Raw genomic sequence first — 18908 nt, 5'->3', positions numbered from 1 at the left:
ATATATAAATGATAGCCTACATTGATGGCAAGTTAGCCCACAAAGATCCAACCTATGTTATCATCGACGTGAACGGCATAGGCTATCAGATCAAAATATCGCTAAGCACTTATTCTTCGCTGCCAGCTGGTGAACGTTGTAAGCTGCACACTTACCTGCACATAAAGGAGGATGCACATACGCTTTACGGCTTTACCACCGCAGCAGAGAAAGAAGTGTTTCTGCATTTGATATCAATTTCAGGCGTGGGCCCCAATACGGGGCTCATGATCCTGTCTTCCCTTTCTGTTGAGGAGGTGCAACAAGCCATTATCAGAGAGGATGTAAGAACAATACAGCAGGTAAAAGGTATAGGCGCCAAAACGGCTCAGCGAGTTATACTTGAGCTAAAGGATAAAATGAAAAAAGAGGCGCTTCTCTCGGACTCATTTGCTCCTGCTGCTGCACACAATACTAATAGAGCAGAAGCGTTATCAGCATTAGTTACGTTAGGCTTTGCCAAAAACGTTGCCGAGAAAACTTTAGATACCATCATCAAAAGGGAAGGCGGAAATCTAAGTGTAGAGGAGTTAATAAAGTTTGCCCTGAAAACATCTTAACAGGTATACCCAATTTGATCTGGAAAAGTAAAAAGAACAACCTGCTTCTGTTAGCGGTTGCAACTATCTCTATGCTGGCTTGGTTGTCGCAGGCGGGAGAATTGCGCTCAGGAAGCAGATTTAAGTATACTATTCTTAAAAATCTGCTATCCCCTCAGGATACGGTTAAAAAAGATACTGCTTACATCCCAAGCAGAAGACCTACTTTTGTGCCTAGCGACAGGCGCGGCAACCCTTTTAGTACACGCTCAAGCTCCTCTCCCCTGCTGCTGGGGCAGCCAAGTAACCTGCAGTTAAACGTAGAATTTGATGATACCCTGCAGCAGTATAATATAACAGAAACAATAGGAGACCTTAATTACCGTCCACCGTCTTCGATGTCGCTGCGACAGTTTTCTGAGTGGCAGCAGCGCGAGGCTATCCGTAACTACTGGCGTGCCAAGTCTGCAGGCCTGGATGGAGAGAGTGTAGTGAGCAGCAACAGGCTTATACCTAAAATTTACATTAGCCCGGCCTTTGATCGTATTTTTGGAGGCAACTATGTCGATATCCAACCCAACGGTAACGTATCGCTCAAATTTGGCGCGCGCTTTAACCGCAACCAAAATCCTACTATACCACTTAGGCAGCAGCGCACCGGCGATTTCGACTTTGACCAGAACATCTCCCTTAACCTAGTGGGTAAAGTTGGCGAGAAAATGCGCATCAACTTTAACTGGGACAATAACGCCAACTTCGACTTCGAGAACAACATGAAGCTGGATTACACCGGCTACGAAGAAGAAATTATACGTAAAGTAGAAGCTGGTAATGTAAGCCTTCCGCTTAATAACTCGCTTATTACAGGTGCGCAAAACCTGTTTGGTATTAAAACACAGCTACAATTTGGCCGCTTAGGTGTTACAACCATTGCCTCTAACGTGCGTGGCCGTAACGATGAGGTAATTATACAAAATGGCGCACAGAACAAGCCGTTTGAGATACGTGTAGACCAATATGACCGTGACCGGCATTTCTTCCTGTCGCAGTTTTTCCGGAACCGCTACGATCAGGCACTTGCAAAGCTTCCTCTTGTAAACTCGGGTATTGTAATCCGACGCCTGGAACTGTATGTAACCAACAACAACCGCTCAACAGAAAACCTCCGCAACATAGTAGCTTACATGGACCTTGGCGAAGCCGACCCTTACAGGGATAGGTTTGACACAAGGCCGCCTACTGCACCAGCTGATAACGATAATAACGCTTTATATGGCCTGCTAACTAACCGCCAGGCCCGCGACAACAATACCGTAACAGAATATCTGCGCGGGCAGGGGTTACAAAAAACTGTAGACTTTGAACATGTACGCGCACGTAAGCTGGACCCTAGAGAGTATAAGTTTAACCCACAGCTAGGCTACATCTCCCTGAACACAGCGCTGCTACCAGACCAAGTGCTTGGTGTGGCTTTCGAGTATACCTACAATGGCCAGACCTACCAAGTAGGTGAGTTGATTGAGGATTACCAGAACCTGGACGACCAGAAGGTGATCCATATGAAGTTGCTACGCGCCACTAACCCCGCACTGGAGTATCCTACCTGGGACCTGATGATGAAGAACGTCTATAGTTTAGATGCCACCCAAGTAAACCGCCAGAACTTCCAGATGCAGATCATTTACAAGGATGATGAGACTGGTGTAGACATCACAAGTATAAAAGAAGCTAGCCCTATCCAGAACATCCCTTTGGTAGAGGTATTAAACTTAGATAACGTTAACCCGAATAACGATAAACCGAGCGATGGCAACTTTGACTTTTTGCCAGGAATTACCATCGACACAGAAACCGGTCGTATATACTTTCCGCAGGTAGAGCCATTTGGCAGCTACCTGGCCCAAAAGCTGGAAGGCCGCCAGGAATTAATTGATCGTTATGTATTCCAGGAGCTGTACGAGCAAACACAGACGGATGCACAGCAAAATAATGTAAAGGCTAAGTTTTTCTTGAAAGGACGTTTGCAGGCAACCTCTGCCGACGAGATTACGCTACCAGGCTTTAGGATAGCAGAAGGATCGGTGGCAGTATACTCTGGCGGAACCCGACTTGTGGAAGGAACCGACTATCAGGTTTTCTATGACCTGGGCCGTATCAAGATCCTGAACCCAAGCTACATCAGCTCTGCCAGCGATTTAAGGGTGACTTATGAGAAAGCTGAGCTACTTAACATCCAACCACGTTCGCTGCTGGGTGCCAGATTTGATTACAGGTTAAACGAGGAAGTAAACATTGGTGCCACAGTACTGCACTTAGCTGAGCAACCATACATCAACCGCGTAAGTATAGGCGACGAACCGTCTAACAACACCATCTACGGCTTTGATGTAAACATTCAGAAAGAATCACGCTTCCTTACCAGAATGACAGATGCAATTCCGCTGATACAAACTAAGGTACCATCTTTAGTTTCGTTTAGTGGGGAATTTGCGCAGCTGGTACCAGCCAAAACTAAATCGGCAGTGAACGAGGATGGTGCTTCTTATATTGATGATTTTGAAGGAGCAGAAACCCCTTACAGCTTAGGAGGCTTTAACAATGCCAGCTGGCGCTTGGCTGCCACTCCTACCCCACTTGTGCCAGGCCTGGGTTTGGCAAATGCTTATAACCGTGCAAAACTTGCCTGGTATACTATCGATCAGATATTTTATCGGAATGCTGATGGCTTACGCCCTGATAACATCACGCGAGAAGAGCTGGAAAACAATTACGTACGGGGCGTTCAGCGAAACGAAGTATTCCCTGGACGCGACCCTGAGGTAGCTAATACGTTTGAGTATACTTTTGACCTTGCGTACTATCCAAGAGAACGTGGCCAGTATAACTACAATCCAAATCTGACACCGCAGGGCCAACTCGCCAACGACCCACGTGACAACTGGGGAGGTATCAGCCGCGACATCACTTTTGATACAGACTTCGACAATGCCAACATAGAGTATATCGAGTTTTGGTTAATGGACCCGTTCATTACCGGCCCTAAAGGCAGAAAAGACGCAGAAGGCAACTTAATAACAAGTAACGAAGGAGGCCAACTGGTGTTTAACCTGGGTAATGTATCGGAGGATATATTACAGGATGGCCGTTACTCATTTGAGAATGGTTTACCTACCTCTCCCGATAACCTGCAAAACATTCAGGAGTCTATCTGGGGCCGTATTACCACACAGCAGTTTTTAACCGATGCCTTTACAGGAGTTGCCGGTGCGCGCCAGTTTCAGGATATTGGTTTAGATGGTTTGAATGATGCAAGTGAGCGTACTTTCTTCCAGAACTCCTTCCTGGATCGTATTACAGGCACACCTCCTCAAACTGTACTGGATGACCCTTCGGCAGATAATTTTCTGCACCACCTGGATACACGTTACGATGCCCAGAATGCAGGTATACTTGCCCGCTACAAAAACTTTAACGGCATGGAGGGCAACTCTCCAGAGAACAGCCGCTTCTCCAGCTATGCCTTCCCTGATAAAGAAGACCTGAACCGCGACAATGTCATAAACGATGTAGAACAATACTACGAGTATAAAATAGACCTGCAGCCGGGCCAGCTTAACATCGGCCAAAATTATATTGTAGATGCCATTCAAAAAGGCGATGTAACCTGGTATCAATTCAGAGTGCCAATCAGGCAGCCAACGGGAAGTGTAGGCAACATCAATGGTTTCAAATCTATCAGGTTTATGCGGATGTACCTTACGCAGTTTGCCGATCCGGTAGTGATGCGTTTTGTGCAGTTCCAGTTTGTGGCAAACCAGTGGCGCCAGTACCTGCAGCCAATCACCGACGGTAACCCTTGCCTTAACTGTACCGACGAAGCCAGGTCCTTTACCATCTCTACAGTAAACATCGAGGAAAACGGAGAGCAGTTAGAAGGCACAATTCCATATGTGGTGCCACCTGGCATCCAGCGCCTCCGTGATTACGCTTCTACGAACGATCGTCGCCAGAACGAGCAATCGCTGCAGCTTTGCGTGGACGAACTGAAGGACTCTTTTTCTAAAGCTGTTTACAAGAACATCTCCCTGGATATGCTTATTTATAAGCGCCTGAAAATGTTTATACATGCACAGAGCCAGGAACCGGGAATCCGGGATGGGGACATGCAGGCCTTTATTCGTATCGGTACCGACTTTACCCAAAACTATTATGAGTATGTGGTGCCGCTGGAGATAACACCACAGGGAAGCGTTACCCCCGACGCCATTTGGCCACAGGGTAACCAAATAGATATTGCCCTTGAAGAATTTGTAAACGCTAAAGTATTACGTAACAGGCAGCCTGGTTTTGACCGTTTCAGGCCATTTGATGTAAACATCAATGGTAAAACCATACGCGTGGTGGGTAACCCAGACTTTAGCGAAGTACAGGGTATCATGATTGGTATCCGAAACCCATCGGATAACGGACAGCCACACTCTGTTTGCATGTGGGTGGATGAGTTGCGTGTAACAGACTTCCGTAACCAGACTGGTTGGGCTGCTAATGGCCGCCTTAACACGAAGCTTGCCGACTTTGCTAATATTACTGCTACAGGGGCCTATACTACTGTAGGATTTGGTGGATTACAACAGAAGATTGCACAACGTGCCCGTGAAAACACCGCCCTGTTTGACGTTAGTGCCAACATTGTGGCTGATAAATTCTTGCCAGAAAAGCTAGGTATTCGGGTCCCGGTATCGGTGCAGTATGGTACACTTAACAGCGAACCACAGTTCGACCCGCTTGATAAGGATGTGCCGCTGGAGCAGTCGCTGTCGAGGTTTGATGATCAGGATGCGAAGAAAGAATACAGGAAAGAAGTAACTACACGCGAAACCCGCAAAAGCATAAGCCTGCTGAACGTGCGTAAAGAGCGTACCGATCCGGAAGATAAGCCACGTCCGTATGATATTGAGAACTTGTCTTTCTCCTACTCTTACGCCGAACGCCTGTTTACCAACATCGAAACAGACAGAGACTTTACCAAAACTTACAACGGAGCTGTGGCTTATACTTACAACACTACGCCACGCAACATTACGCCGTTTGCCAAAACGGAAAGTATGAAGTCGCCGTACCTGCGCCTAATCAAAGACCTGAACTTTACGCCGCTTCCAAGCAGCTTTAATTTCAGAGCTGACCTGGACCGCCGCTACAACGAAACGTTTCTGCAGCGACGCGATCCGGAAACAGGCCTGATTACAACCAGAGGTATAAACCCAGTATTCCAAAAGTACTTTTACTTTAACCGTATTTACGATCTGAAGTGGGACATAACCAAAAGCTTGGCTCTAGACTATACTGCCACCAACAGAGCCATAATTGATGAGCCGAACAACCGCATTAACAAAGAGGTAGACTCGCTGGCATATAAGAACAAAATTATCTGGGACAACCTGAAAAACTTTGGCCGTAATACAAACTTTAACCAAACAGTTGCTGTGAACTATAAAGTACCACTGGATAAATTCCCGCTGGTAGACTGGATTGGCGCAGACACCCGGTACGCAGTTAATTACATCTGGACGGCAGGATCTACGGCTCTTAACCAAGATACCACCTTCAGGTTGGGTAACACGGTTGAGAACAACACCGAATTTAGCGTGAATGGTAAGTTTGATCTGGTGAAGCTGTACAACAAGGTAAAATTCCTGAAAGCTGTGAACACACCAGCTCCTGCAGGACGCCCTGTTGCACCAGCTGCCGGCGATACTACAGCTAAAAAGCCCGCTTCTGAAATGAAGTTTGCCAAGGCACTTGCCAGAACACTGATGATGACGCGCTCAATTAACTTTACATACCTGCAAAATCGAGGTACTTTGCTGCCTGGCTACCTGCCAAGCACACAGTTCTTTGGTTTTGACGATGACTTTGAAGCGCCAGGCCTGCCATTTATACTTGGCAAGCAGTACGACCTGGACAACCTATACTTTAGAGCAAAAGAGAACGGCTGGTACACTGATAGTAGCCAATACCTAAACACGCCGCTGAGTGGTATACTTACAAAAGATTTCAGGGCACAGGCAAACCTGGAGCCGTTCAGGAGCTTTAACGTTCAGCTGGATGTTCGCCGCAATAAGTCTACCATTGAGGAAATCTTCTACCGCAAAGAGTTTGATGATTTTGGTGATGTAGGAACCGTAGATCAGCGCCAGAACCCGTTCAATACGGGTGCTTTCTCTACTTCGTTTATGGCACTGGGCACCTTGTTCGAGTCTACGAGTGCGGGTACTTCGGATGCATTTGAAAACTTTATTCGCAACCGTTACGATGTGCGCGAGAAACTATCAGCGGCTAACCCGGCAGCAGTAACCGACTCATCTTATACTTTAAACTCGCAGGATGTGCTTATTAAATCGTTCCTGTACGCGTACCAGGGCCGCGATATAAATGGTTACAGTGCCAACGCCGACGAAAACCCGTTCAAGCGACTGCCTATTCCGAACTGGCGATTAGATTACAATGGTCTGTCGCAGCTGCCGTTCTTCCAGCAGTGGTTTAGCCAGGTAAATATTACGCATGCTTACAACTCAAGCCTGAACATTACCAGCTTTACTACCTCACTGCTGTACGACCAGGAGCCAGCCGGCTTCCCTACAGCAACGAACAACTTCGGTCAGCTGGTGCCATACTACATCGTTAACCAGCTAACAGTATCTGAAAGGCTGGCACCGTTGTTAGGCGTTAACTTCCGGACAAAGACAAACCTGACCGGCCGCATAGAGTATAAGGTGGAGCGTAACCTGTCGCTGAACCTGACCAATGCGCAGGTAACAGAAACCAACGTGAAGGACTATGTTTTTGGCTTCGGCTATGCGACTAGCAATTTTAGGATACCTTTCAGGATTGGTGGGCAGCGCCGTGTGCTAGAGAATGAGCTAACCATGCGCCTGGACTTTTCGGTGCGTGATAACCAGACAGTGCAACGCGCCATTGCTACCGACGAGGATGGCTTTGAAGTTAGCCAGAACCAGATCACGAACGGTACACGCCAACTACAGCTGCGCCCTACAATAGATTATGTGTTAAGCCAGCGCGTGAACATACAGTTTTATGTGCTCCGCACTGTTTCAGATCCTAAGATTTCTACGTCGTTCCGTAACAGTGTAACCGAGGGTGGCGTTCAACTACGAGTTAGTTTACAATAAAATTTTAGCATTGCGAAAAAGACTGTATTTTTGGGCAGCAATCTTAAACAGATATATCAAATGAACTTACCAGAAAACTTAAAGTATACCAAAGACCACGAGTGGATACGCATTGAAGGCGACGTAGCATATGTAGGCATCACTGATTTTGCTCAGAGCGAGCTTGGCGATATTGTTTATGTAGACATCGACACAGTGGACAAAGACATTAACCAGGAAGACGTATTTGGTACTGTAGAGGCCGTTAAAACTGTTTCTGATTTATTCAGCCCACTAAACGGTACAGTACTTGAGTTTAACGAAAAACTTGAAGGCAGCCCTGAGCTGGTAAACTCTGATCCGTATGGCGAAGGCTGGATCATTAAAATGTCTATTGCTGATGCAAGCCAGGTAGAAGGCCTTTTAACAGTAGACGGCTACCGCGAAGTTATCGGTCAGTAGTTAAAAAGTAAAGATTGAGCAGGTTTGATACTACGCTATAATCTTTTTACCATCATGTGGGCAGTAATGATCATGTTAACGACATTACTGCCCTCTTCTTCTATGCCCTCGCTCTCTATATGGGAGCTTTTTTCTTTTGATTCTTTTGCCCACGCTTTCCTGTTCGGGGTGCTAACCTTCCTGATGATCGTAGGGCTAACAAAGCAGTTTTCATACATCAAGCTTCGCCTTTATGCCATCAGAGCCAGCCTAATTATCAGCTTTCTGTTTGGGGTATTTGTGGAGCTAACCCAGCATTTCTTTATTCAAGGGCGACAGGGCGATTTACTGGATGTACTCGCCAACACCATTGGCTGCTTACTTGGTGTAGTGTTGTTTAAGTGGGTATACATCTGGTAGTCAAAACTCTACTTCTATTTTAAGAAATACCTGCTCAGGCAAAGTATACTTTTGCTGTGGTTCTTTTGGAGCAAGTAGCAATAAATAGTATCTTTCGTATACTACCTTATAAAGCAATCGCCTATGAAAACACTCAGCTTTACTTTTATACTTTTCCTTTTCTCAGCAGCAGGGTTTGCACAGGCACCTCAAGAGCCACTAAAACACCTGCCACCAATCAAGAAAAAGCCACTTAACCTAAAGTATCTAGGTAACGACTCCGGCTCTGTAATGGAACGTTTAAAAGATGTGCCTCCTAAAGCAAATTCTACGTTAAGGCCATCAAGTATAATTAAAGGGGAAGAAAAAAATACCCAAGCTTTAGCATTGAGTATGCCCATTGTAAAAGCTAACCCTGAAGTAAATCTTCCGATTTTGGTGGCAAAACCAGATAGCACTATACATTATTACCTGCAGATTAAGAAACCTTAATAAAAACATTGAACAACCCTGTTCCTGCTTTATAGTTAAATGAAGCTACTTTATACTTTCCTGTTTATACTTTTTGTAGCATCACCTGCTACTGCACAAAACATGCACCGTGTACGCCAAACAGTAGATACACTGGCAGGTCCATACTTTCATGGCCGTGGCTATATCTTTGATGGTGATACCAGAGCAGCAACCTATATCCGGGACAGGTACAAACAAATGGGCCTGCAAACGCTAGGAAAATCATACTTCCAGCACTTCAGTTTTCCGGTAAACAACATAACAAAAACTCCGCGCCTCGAGGTAAACGGCAAAGCGTTGACACCCGGAAAAGACTTTGTAGCACGAGCAACTTCAGGCTCTGGTACAGGCAAAGCTAAAGTAGCCATACTAGATTCACTTTTATTAACAGATGCAGCCACAGTACACCGTTTCTTTTCCGAAAGCTTAAAAGGTAAAGCAATTGTATACCGCCAGCAGGATGCAAAGCTGATTAGCCAGCTGCCACAGCCTTACCAGCTTAAGCTTCAACAAGCAAGTCTCCAGATCGTACTGCAGCCAAAAACCCTTTTAACAACTGTCGCACATCACACTGATCCAGTTCCTGTGCTGGAAGTGCTGGCTACAGCATGGCCAGCTGGTGCCCAAAGTATAAAGTATAGTATCAAAAGCAGCTTTAACCCGAATCACCAAACACAGAATGTGATCGGCTATGTAGAAGGCTCTACAAGGCCCGATTCAGTTCTTGTTTTCACGGCACACTACGACCATTTGGGCGGGCAGGGCAAAGAAGTATATTTTCCGGGGGCAAACGACAATGCCAGCGGTACTGCCATGTTACTGGAGTTGGCAGAATTCTACAGCAAACCAGAGAATAAGCCAAAATACAGTATTGTTTTTATAGCCTTTGCCGCCGAAGAAGCTGGATTGATGGGCTCTAGTCTTTATGTGCATTATCCACTTTTCCCTTTAGCCAACATCAGCTTTCTGATAAACCTAGACTTATTGGGTACCGGTGATGAAGGCATGATGGTAGTGAACGGGCAGGTGCATAAGCAGCAGTTTGCGTTACTGGATTCTATTAACAGGCAGCACAGTTACCTGCCACAGATCCGGAGCCGCGGCAAGGCAGCCAACTCCGACCACTACCCATTCTCAGAACAAGGTGTACCGGCTTTCTTTTTCTATACTTTAGGAGGTACTCCTGCTTACCATAACACCCATGACTATGCCGATCAGTTGCCGCTTACAAAATTCCCGGAGGTGTTTAAACTGATCACAGCTTTTGCTCAACAACTTCAAGCTAAGGCTCAGCATCCGTAAAGTATAAATCCGGGAAACATACAACGTACTGCAGCCAGCGTATGTATAAATTCTTTCACCGGCAGCAAAGTATAAATCCCTAAATTTTGTTGTGTTAAAGCCCTCAGGAGCTATTGTGTTATTAGCTGTAATTAAGTAGCTTTAGTGTTACTATGATATTCCCGCCAAGGGCAAGTCTTTGTTTCTTACTAGTTACGTATGCAGCACTTTTACACGCGTTACAAATGCTACTGGCCTGTTTTGCTTTTTGCATTGATGCCCTTAACAGTTTTTGCCCAAGCAAAAGAAGATGCTTTACTGCAGCGCCAAAAAGACACAAAACTGGCTCCTGTGCTACATCAGTCGCTGCAGAAGAAAGCTGCGGCAAATTACAGAATAGCGGTTAAAGATAAGGCTGCTTTTAAAATATGGCTACAGGAACAAAAGTTAAATGTTAGCACTACAGCTATTCAGGGCAATACTCTTTTAATCAGCGGCGTTAAAGGCGCACAACTTAAACAGCTGCTCAACTGCCCCCACGTAACGTTTATAGATAGGGCAAACAGAACTCCCAGAGAAGAAGCTGAGCTAAAAGACACTGATTTTTCCGCCAATAACATTCCTGCACTGCTGGCGCGCTATCCTAACCTGACTGGCGATGGGATGGTGGTATCGGTAAAAGAGGGAGCATTTAACCCAAACGACCTTGACCTGAAAGCACGCGTACTGGCCCCAGAAACTTTTACAGGTGCCTTTACCCAACATGCTACCACCATGGCTACCATTATTGGCGGTGCTGGTAACTCAGGCCCGAGAGGCAAAGGCATTGCATCTAGGGTTATACTTGCCACTTCTAATTTTAAAGAGCTTTTTCCGGATAACAGCAATACCCTTTTAAGTAACAGCATTGGCATACAAAACCATTCTTACGGTGTAGGCGTGGAAAATTATTATGGACTAGAGTCGGCTGCTTACGATGAACAAGTATACCAGAACCCGCAACTACTGCACGTTTTCTCATCGGGCAATAGTGGAGACAAGGCCGAAACAACAGGAAACTATGCAAACCTGCCTGGCTTTGCGAATCTAACGGGTCAATTTAAAACTTCTAAAAATACCTTGAGCGTAGGTGCACTTGAGCCCGGTAACAAGGTAGGTACACTTAGCTCCAAAGGTCCAGCTTACGACGGACGGGTAAAACCAGAGCTAATGGCTTATGGCATTGGCGGCACCTCTGAGGCGGCGGCTGTGGTAAGTGGTGTGGCAGTACTGGTACAAGAAGCTTATAAAAATCAATTTGACGGCAATTTACCCTCTGCTGCACTCGTAAAAGCTGCCTTAATCAACAGTGCCGATGATGTTGGCCGCAAGGCAGTAGACCATGAGTCTGGGTTTGGTAATACGGATGCACTTGGCGCAGTGAGAAGTATACTGGAATCGCGGTTTACAGAGGCAGCTGTGGCACAAGGAGAACACCTATCTTTTACTATTAAAGTACCCGAAGGTGCCAGATTATTAAAAGCCACCTTAGTGTGGCACGACAGAGAAGCAACTCCCAATGCAGCTACTGCCCTCATCAACGACCTGGACCTACATATAAAACAACGCAGCTCCGGCACCAGTTGGTTACCGTGGGTACTAAGTACTTATCCTCATCCGGACTCACTTTCCAAACCGGCCAGGCGCGGCCCAGACCACTTAAATAATATAGAGCAGGTAACCATAGATTTACCCGAAGCCGGAGAATACGAGTTGCTTATATCAGGTTACAAAGTAGAAGGCAAAGCTCAACCATTTAGCCTCGTTTATGAGTACGAAACAGAGTTAGAGTGGCTTTACCCATCGTTGGGGCTAAGCTTAAAGGCTGCAGCCCTAAACAGGCTGCGCTGGCAGGGTGGTGTTGCCTCAGAGCCTGCGCAACTAGAGTATAAACTATCCAACGACAGAGACTGGAAACTTATTAAAGAAATAAACACTTCTGATTTATACTTTGATTGGACTACTCCGGATACAGTGGCGGTAGCTCAGGTTAGGTTGAGAACTACAAATGGAAGTATAGAGTCAGCGCCATTTATACTTACTAGGCAGCTAAAGCTAAAAGTGGGCTACAGTTGCGATGATAATACCATGGTATACTGGCCAGCCCAACCAGGCGTAAAAGAGTACCAACTGCTGCACGTAGACAAAGCTTATACAGAGCCACTATTCACCACCTCAGACACACTTGCCTTGCTAAGCAGAAAACAACTGGAGCATTTAGGAGAGTTTGTACTTGTTGCCCCGATAGTGGAAGGTATACAGGCCGAAACAAGTGATGCCATTGCCTTTGAACGACAGGGCACAGGCTGTTACGTTAAAAGCTTTTTGCCAGAACAGTTCGTGATGGACACCATGCGTTTTAACCTGGAGCTCAGCACACTCTACCAACTTCAATCGGTTACGTTAGAACGCATCCAAAATGGTATTTATCAATCTGTAACAACGGTAAAGCCAACGTCTGCACAAGCCATACTTTTAAACGACCCAACACCTGCACCCGGCAGCAACCGTTACAGGATTAAAGTTGCCACAGAAACCGGCTTGTTTTACTACAGCGATATCGAAGAAGCAATTTATGCAAAAGAGGGATTTGTACAAGTATACCCGAATCCTATAGAGGCAGGTAAAACACTGAACGTTGCTGTAGCAGGCGATGCAGCGCATATTCAGCTTTACGACCAACTGGGCAAGTTATTACATGACTCTGAAGAAGTCGGTATTATAAAAACACTTGATACAACTGGCTTGGTAAAAGGATTATACATACTTCGAGTTAAATCTGAGGCGGGCAAATATATTGCTACAAGGGTACTTATACTTTAAAGCATTCTTAATTTTAGCCTGATAAACTTCAGCTCACATATTTATTCTCGGCACAGTCTTAGCCAATCAATTTTCTTAAAAATACCATCTGCTTTTACTATACCGTGAATGTATACTTTGAAGTAACAGCCTTTACCAAACAGCCAGCGTCATAACATCTTTTTAAGGTTAATACGTAACAATACCTACCCTCTTGCCCTAGTGCTACGGCACAGCATTACCAATCCAAACACTATAAAAAAAGCGGCTCCCGCTTTCGCAGGAGCCGCTTATATTTTACTTTACCTATCAGCTATTAGTATAGGTAACCAAGTGCAATTTTGTCGTTTGAGTTAAACGGACGGTTTTGGCCAGAACCGATGCAAGCTAGCATCCATGAGTTTGGATCGGCAGCAGTTGGCGTACCAGGGATGTGAACTGCACCTACAGAAGAAGCACCTTCGTTAGTATAGCCACCACCGCAGCTATAGCTTCTGTCCATGTAGTCTGTATGACGGAAGCCGATGCAGTGACCGATTTCGTGCGCCAAGATAGTTGCAAACCAGCCTGTGTTTGGATTTTTGCCAATATAACGCTCAGCTACTTTAATGTTGTTATGCGGATTACCCTGCGACGTCGGGAAACCAGCTGATGCCAGGTACTGTGCAGATCTTGGAGCAGCAGTAATGTTAATGTCACCACCTGAAGAAACACGCTGCATTGTAATAGACAAACCTTCTGAATTATAGCGGGCAATAGCCTCGTCTAATGCAGCTATATAGCTAGAAGGAAGTCTAGAGTCCATAGAGATCGTAATCAATCTTGATCCTGACACAGCTACTAAATTTGTAGTGCGGTACTGCTCAGCCTCGCCTACACGTAGTGCTTTAGTGTTATGAGCAGTCTTAAGATCATCCTGAGACAGGAAGATATCTCCTTCTACTACATAGCCACCTTCAACTTTCTGCACATTTTGGTTATTGAAGCCTAAAGTTTTAATCTGAGTAAGTACTTCCTGAGAAGCTTCTTCTTTATTAGAAATCTCCTCTTCCTGCTGGCAAGAAGAAAAACCCAGAGTTGCCACTACGGCAGAGAACAATAATAATTTCTTTGCAAACATAATTTGTAAAATTTTAAGTTAGACATAATTCCAATATAGTAATATATTATTCATTAATGCAAACTATTTATAATCTTTTTTAAACGTTTAAACAACAATATCTAATTATTAGTTCTTCCTAATATTGCAATGCAATAATTATAATTATTCTAACAATACACTAGCCAGCAAAAGAATATCTATTGCAAACGCAACTAAATGGCAATTGCAAAATATCAGAATTTATACCCTTAAATAATTCTAAAATTAAAGAGTACAGCTATTGTTGTTTGTATTGAAACAAAAGCCGGTACTCCTCTATTTCTGAGGAATACCGGCTTTTGTTCATACTAACTTGTTAGTACAGGTAGTTAAGAGCTGTTCTGTCGTTTGAGTTGAAATAGCGGTTAGCACCTGTTCCGATACAAGCCAGCATCCATGAGTTTGGATCAGCGCCTGTTGGCGTACCAGGGATGTGAACTGCACCTACTGTGCTAGCACCTTCGTTGTAGTAAGAACCACCACAGCTATAAGCTCTGTTCATATAGTCAGTGTGGCGGAAACCAATTGTGTGGCCTAATTCGTGCGCTAAAATAGTAGCCAGGTAATTTGTGCCTGGGTTAGAGCCAAGGTAGTTAGAGTTAACCACAACACTGTTGTAAGGGTTACCACCTGATGGGAATCCTGCAGAAGCAAGATAAGAAGCGTTGTTTGGAGCCTTAGAGAATAAAATCTCATAGTTAGAAGATACACGCTGGAATTTAATTCTCAGGTTTTCTGCGTTGTAACGACGGATAGCCTCATCAAGCGCTGTAACATAAGAAGACGGCAAGCTAGTTGTGATAGCTACTCTGATAGTGCGGCTCGTGCCAACATTTACCAGGTTATTGGTGCGGTATTGCTCCTCATCACCAACACGTAACGCCTTGTGATCATGTGCTGCTTCAAGATCTTTCTCACCCATGAAGATATCCCCTTCTACAATATAACCTCCATCAACCTTCTGCACATTTTGGTTGTTGAAGCCCATTGCTGAAATCTGATTTAGTGTTTGCTCAGATACTTCAGCTTTAGAAGTGATTTGCTCTTCTTCTTGCTGGCAAGAAGTGAATCCGAAGGCAACTGCCATTGCAGCTACTGCAAGTAAACGATTTACTTTCATAAACATTAATAATTAAAAGTTAGACATATAGGTTAATAAAAAACGAAAATCAAGGTTGTATACCCGCTATAGTTTTGGCTACCATACACAAGGGCACCTGAAACTAAACCGGACTGATTAAGTCTGTTAAAAAGGGTGGAAGGTGGAAACCGGTAACTGCCCTAAAGAGCCTTACCGAGAAATAATTTTGCAGTAGGCAGTCATTCAGTATATCAAATGTATTTGATAACATCCTGTAAAAACAGGAATAATTGCAATACAAGGTAACATAGCCTGCATGAACAGAAAATGGGCTACAACAGAAAAAATGCGACAAAAATTAATAAAAGTCTCTTAAAAAGCTTTCGAAAAACAGCAAAAGGTAACAGATTTACTTTGCTAAAAAATTAATTTCGAACTCATTTACAGTATATTACAATAGCTATATACATAAAAAAGCCCCTGTAAAACATCTGCTTTACAGGGGCACTTGAAATTTAGCTACTACTTAAAGTATGTTATTTATCTGCTCTTTTATCTTTTCTAGTTCTTCCTTCATCTCTACTACATAATGCTGTATGGTGGCATCATTAGCTTTAGATCCGATCGTATTAATTTCGCGGCCAATTTCCTGCGAAATAAACCCAAGCTTTTTACCGGTTGGCTCTGGCAGGTAAACTGTTTCAGTGAAATAATGCAGGTGGTTAACTAATCTTACCTTTTCCTCGGCAATATCTAGTTTCTCCATAAAGTATATCATTTCCTGCTCAAAGCGGTTTTTGTCGAAGCTTTCAGAGTTTGATATTTCTGTTAGGTGCCCCTTTATCCTATTGCGGATGTTCTCCATACGTACCGGATCATGCTTTTCGATCTCAGCCAAAAGAATCCGGATCCTATCGATGTAAGACATAATCTCAGCAGTAAGTGCTTTGCCCTCATCGGCTCGAAAGGTATTTATATTTTTAAGTGCATCTTCCAACAACGGCTGCACAATGCTCCAATCCGCGTCGCCACTTTCTTCGTCCTGGTCCTGCTGCAGCACTTCCGGCATGTGTAATGCTAACCGGAACAGGTCTTGCTTAGAGGCGCCTACGGCATCTGCTGCCTGGCTTAGCTCATTGTAATACACCTGCAGCAGGTCGCGGTTAATGTTATTCTTTGCCTTCTGCGATTTGTTTTTTGTGTAATCAATGCAAACAGACACTTTACCTCTCACCAACGCTTTGGTAAGCATGTTTCGAATCTCGTACTCCTTATCGCCTAGGTAACGTGGTGTACGCACGCTCAGGTCCATCCCTTTAGAGTTAAGAGACCTAATTTCAACGGAAATAGTATACTGGTCAGAATCAAGTCGGGCACTGCCGAAACCTGTCATGGACTGCAACATAATCTTTCTAAAAAATGATACTTTGGCAAATTAAGTATAATTATTCACTTTTGCGTTGCTGGCAACACCTGACCTGCTAAAAGCCTGCCTTTTATGTGCGGGTTTATATAGTTCAACTCCATTTTTTGCACTAAATCTAGTACAGCAATTTTTACCGAAATTTAGCTGCAGTGTAGACATTGCAGATGCTGCACAATGTGCCCGGCATTAGCAACGAAAAGAATAACTTGAGCTTGCAATTTAGAAATCGTACTTTTGCACCCACAATGAGAAAAGCTACACCATTTATTACACAAACTCCACCGTGAGTTCCTGCCAATTAAAACCTGTAGTTCTCTAATGCCTATAACAAGGTGTTAGAGAGAGCTTGTGCATGCCTATCCTTACATGGTTATAAAACAAACATGTAGCCACAGCCATGCACTTGGCACTGTTTTCTTATTCTACATTATTTTCATTTTTATAGATGCAGCCTTTATTACGTCTATTCGACTTTAGTAAGAAAGTCGATTATAAAATTGAGGTTTTGGCCGGACTTACTGTTGCCATGACCATGATCCCAGAATCCCTTTCATTTGCCATTATTGCTGGTTTCCCGCCTTTGGTTGGTTTGTATGCTGCCTTTATCATGGGCCTGGTTACTGCTATATTTGGCGGCAGACCGGGTATGATATCGGGTGGTGCGGGAGCAACTGCTGTTGTGCTTATTGCCCTTATGCAGTCTCATGGCCTGGAGTATGTATTTGCAGCCGTAGCCTTAGCTGGTGTTTTACAAATTATTGTTGGCGTGTTTAAACTTGGCAAGTTTATCAGGTTGGTGCCGCAGCCAGTTATGTATGGGTTTGTAAACGGCCTTGCGGTAATTATATTCATGTCGCAGATAGAGCAGTTTAAAACGGTTGTTAACGGAGAGTCTTCGTGGTTATCTGGTAGTGCCTTGTACATTATGGCTGGTCTGGTTGCCTTAACTATTGCCATTATTGTACTGCTGCCCCGTCTAACAAAAGCAGTACCTCCCTCTCTGGTTGCCATTATCGTAGTGTTCTGTATTGTGCTTGGTTTTGATATAGATACCAAGATGGTTAAAGACATTGCGGCTGTAAGCGGCGGCCTCCCTCCCTTCCATGTTCCGGAAGTACCATTAACCCTTGAGATGCTACAGGTAATTTTCCCTTATGCTTTGATCATGGCTGGTGTTGGCCTTACAGAGAGTTTACTTACCCTTAATTTAGTAGATGAAATTACAGGCACCCGCGGACATGGCAACAGAGAAAGTATAGCACAAGGCAGCGCCAACCTATTAAACGGTTTCTTCTTTGGGATGGGTGGCTGTGCCATGATAGCTCAAACACTGGTTAATCTTTCTGCTGGGGCACGGGCTCGTTTGGCCGGCATTGTAGCAGCGGTTACTATTCTGGTTATTATACTTGTTGGAGCACCAATTATAGAACTAGTGCCTATGGCAGCCTTAGTTGGTGTTATGATAATGGTAGCTGTTGGCACTTTTGAATGGATCAGCTTTAGGATCATCAACAAAATGCCAAAACATGATGTGTTTGTAGGAATTCTGGTTGCCGCTATCACAATCTGGTTACATAACCTGGCGCTTGCTGTACTAATAGGTGTAATTATTGCGGCCTTAGTCTTTGCCTGGGAAAGTGCTAAACGCATCAGAGCCAGAAAGTATACTGATGCCAACGGTGTGAAGCATTACGAACTGTACGGCCCATTGTTCTTTGGCTCAGTGGCTGTGTTTACAGAAAAATTTGATGTATTAAACGATCCTAATGAGGTTATCATTGATTTCAAGGAGAGCAGAGTAGTGGATATGTCTGGTATAGATGCTCTTAACAAGCTAACCGAACGCTATGCTAAAGCTGGCAAAACATTACATCTAAAACACCTTAGCCCAGACTGCCTGGTTCTACTTAAGAACGCTGACAAAGTGATTGATGTAAATATTGTAGAAGACCCTAATTACGCTGTCGTTACAGATAAGCTGGCATAAGTATAAAAGTATAAAATAAAGGAGGCTGTACTGCAAAGTATGGCCTCTTTC

11 protein-coding genes are annotated in these 18908 nt (G+C 44.4%); 8 read left to right on the top strand and 3 right to left on the bottom strand.

Annotated features, from left to right (window positions below; all coding sequences use genetic code 11):
- The first annotated feature begins 8 nt into the window (after nucleotides 1–8).
- The 7 genes from ruvA to WG943_RS20440 all read left to right on the top strand — a co-directional run bounded on the left by ruvA (nucleotide 9) and on the right by WG943_RS20440 (nucleotide 13243).
- The gene (gene ruvA / locus WG943_RS20470) at nucleotides 9–599 is read left to right on the top strand and encodes a Holliday junction branch migration protein RuvA (protein ID WP_340411832.1); all 591 of its coding nucleotides are present in this window, start codon (nucleotides 9–11) and stop codon (nucleotides 597–599) included.
- 14 nt (nucleotides 600–613) lie between these two features.
- Nucleotides 614–7768, top strand: coding sequence for a T9SS outer membrane translocon Sov/SprA (sov, locus tag WG943_RS20465; RefSeq protein WP_340411830.1), 7155 nt, complete (start codon nucleotides 614–616; stop codon nucleotides 7766–7768).
- 60 nt (nucleotides 7769–7828) lie between these two features.
- Nucleotides 7829–8209 (top strand): glycine cleavage system protein GcvH, encoded by a 381-nt coding sequence (gene gcvH, locus WG943_RS20460; protein WP_340411828.1) that lies wholly within the window; start codon nucleotides 7829–7831, stop codon nucleotides 8207–8209.
- Nucleotides 8210–8281: 72 nt separating this feature from the next.
- Entirely contained in the window at nucleotides 8282–8608 is a 327-nt protein-coding gene (locus WG943_RS20455; protein ID WP_340411826.1) for a VanZ family protein, read from the top strand.
- 123 nt (nucleotides 8609–8731) lie between these two features.
- Nucleotides 8732–9079, top strand: coding sequence for a hypothetical protein (locus WG943_RS20450; RefSeq protein ID WP_340411825.1), 348 nt, complete (start codon nucleotides 8732–8734; stop codon nucleotides 9077–9079).
- Nucleotides 9080–9118: 39 nt separating this feature from the next.
- Nucleotides 9119–10402, top strand: a complete 1284-nt coding sequence (locus WG943_RS20445; protein ID WP_340411824.1) for a M28 family metallopeptidase — start codon at nucleotides 9119–9121, stop codon at nucleotides 10400–10402.
- Nucleotides 10403–10657: 255 nt separating this feature from the next.
- Complete coding sequence (locus WG943_RS20440) at nucleotides 10658–13243, top strand: S8 family peptidase (RefSeq protein WP_340411822.1); 2586 nt, start codon at nucleotides 10658–10660, stop codon at nucleotides 13241–13243.
- 295 nt (nucleotides 13244–13538) lie between these two features.
- Here WG943_RS20440 and WG943_RS20435 read toward each other — a convergent pair whose 3' ends face one another.
- From WG943_RS20435 to WG943_RS20425, 3 genes are all read right to left on the bottom strand, one after another.
- Nucleotides 13539–14342, bottom strand: a complete 804-nt coding sequence (locus WG943_RS20435) for a M57 family metalloprotease (protein ID WP_340411820.1) — start codon at nucleotides 14340–14342, stop codon at nucleotides 13539–13541.
- 337 nt (nucleotides 14343–14679) lie between these two features.
- Nucleotides 14680–15483 carry a M57 family metalloprotease gene (locus tag WG943_RS20430; RefSeq protein ID WP_340411819.1) on the bottom strand — a complete coding sequence of 268 codons (804 nt, stop codon included), beginning with the start codon at nucleotides 15481–15483 and terminating at the stop codon, nucleotides 14680–14682.
- Nucleotides 15484–15970: 487 nt separating this feature from the next.
- Nucleotides 15971–16849: a YicC/YloC family endoribonuclease gene (locus tag WG943_RS20425; RefSeq protein WP_340411818.1), complete on the bottom strand. Its 879-nt coding sequence runs from the start codon at nucleotides 16847–16849 to the stop codon at nucleotides 15971–15973.
- Between the two features lie 466 nt (nucleotides 16850–17315).
- Between WG943_RS20425 and WG943_RS20420 the strand changes: the two genes are divergently transcribed.
- Nucleotides 17316–18857 (top strand): SulP family inorganic anion transporter, encoded by a 1542-nt coding sequence (locus WG943_RS20420; RefSeq protein ID WP_340411817.1) that lies wholly within the window; start codon nucleotides 17316–17318, stop codon nucleotides 18855–18857.
- The last annotated feature ends 51 nt before the right edge of the window (nucleotides 18858–18908 follow it).

Origin of the sequence: Pontibacter sp. H249 (assembly GCF_037892465.1) — a bacterium.
GTDB lineage: Bacteria > Bacteroidota > Bacteroidia > Cytophagales > Hymenobacteraceae > Pontibacter.
The sequence above is the reverse complement of the archived record's forward strand: the minus strand, read 5'-3'. Positions and strand labels throughout refer to the sequence as shown.